Raw genomic sequence first — 1,537 nt, 5'->3', positions numbered from 1 at the left:
GGGGTCCCCCTGATATAGGCCCCGCCAGCCCATCGACACAACCCGGGAGAGCCCGATGCCCGCCACTCCGACCGCCCGCGGCCAGGCCGTTCAGCTTCTGGGACAGGTGCTCGGGCAGGGGCGCCTGCTCTCAGAGGCCATGTCCGGCGGCGCCTGGGACAGCCTCGCCCCGGCCGAGCGCGCCGCCGCGCAGCGGCTCGCGCAGGAGGTGCTGCGCAACCTCGAGCGCTGCGACCGGGTCCTGAAGCCGCATCTGCGCAAGGCGCCGCCGCTCTTCGTCAAGAACGTGCTGCGGCTCGGCGCGTGGGAGCTCTGCACCGGCGGCGCGGCCCATGGCGTGGTCAACGAGGCGGTGCAGCTCGTGGGCGCCGACCGCCAGGCGCACAGCATGAAGGGCATGGTGAACGCGGTGCTGCGCAAGCTCGCCGCCGAGGGCCCCGCGCAATGGACGAAGCTCCGCGTCCCGCGCCTGCCGCGCTGGCTGCGCGACCCGCTGGCCAGCGCCTGGGGCGGCAAGCCCGTCGCGGCGATGGAGGCGGCGCACCTGGCCGGCGCCCCGCTCGATCTCACCGCCAAGGGCGACCCCGCGGCGCTGGCTGAACGGCTCGGAGGCGAGCTGCTGCGCACCGGCTCGGTGCGGCTGCTCGATGCGGGGCAGGTCTCGGCGCTGCCGGGCTATGACGAGGGCGCGTGGTGGGTGCAGGACGCCGCCGCAGCGCTGCCCGCACGGCTTCTGGGCGACGTGGCCGGGCTCGAGGTGCTCGACATGTGCGCGGCCCCGGGCGGCAAGACCATGCAGCTCGCCGCGGCGGGCGCGAAGGTCACCGCGCTCGACCTCTCCGAGACCCGCATGGCGCGGGTCACCGAGAATCTTGCCCGCACCGGGCTTTCGGCCACGACCGTCACCGGCGATGCCATGGAGCACGAGGGCAGCTACGACGCCATCCTGCTCGACGCGCCCTGTTCAGCCACCGGCACCATCCGCCGCCACCCGGACCTGCCCCACGCCAGGCACGGCGAGGGCATCACCGAGCTCATCGGCCTGCAGGAGGCGATGTTCGACCACGCCCTGCGGCTGCTGCGGCCCGGCGGGCGGTTGGTCTTCTGCACCTGTTCGCTGATCCCCGACGAGGGCGAATGCCATGTCGAGGAGGCGCTCGCCCGCCATCCCGGGCTCGAGGTTCTCCCGGCCGAGGCGCCGGGCATCGAGGACCGCTGGCGCAGCGCCGAGGGCGGGCTGCGGCTGCGGCCCGATTTCTGGGCAGAGCGCGGCGGCATGGACGGGTTCTATATGGCACACCTGCGGAAAGCCGGCTGAGCTGCACCGTTCCAGGGTGACTCGGAATCACTGATTCGCTAGGCTCTTCCCGACGGAGAACCGCGCCAACAGCGGACGGGTGAGAGGCAAGACGAGGCATGTCGGAGAACGGAGGCTGGTCCGCCGCGCTGACGCGGTTCCTGAACCGTCTGCACGCGCGTCTTGCGGCCCGCGCCCGGACCACCGGCGCGCTGGTCTCGCAGCCCGAACCCCGCAGCA

Annotated in this window: 1 protein-coding gene; it reads left to right on the top strand. The window is 73.4% G+C overall.

The features are described from left to right. Window positions 1-55: 55 nt before the first annotated feature. On the top strand, window positions 56-1,318 hold the full coding sequence (locus HC022_RS26275; RefSeq protein WP_167454343.1) for an RsmB/NOP family class I SAM-dependent RNA methyltransferase: 1,263 nt from the start codon (window positions 56-58) through the stop codon (window positions 1,316-1,318). Window positions 1,319-1,537: the final 219 nt, after the last annotated feature.

Source organism: Salipiger sp. HF18, from assembly GCF_011806505.1.
In the GTDB taxonomy this organism is placed as follows: Bacteria; Pseudomonadota; Alphaproteobacteria; order Rhodobacterales; family Rhodobacteraceae; genus Salipiger; species Salipiger thiooxidans.
The sequence above is the reverse complement of the archived record's forward strand: the minus strand, read 5'-3'. Positions and strand labels throughout refer to the sequence as shown.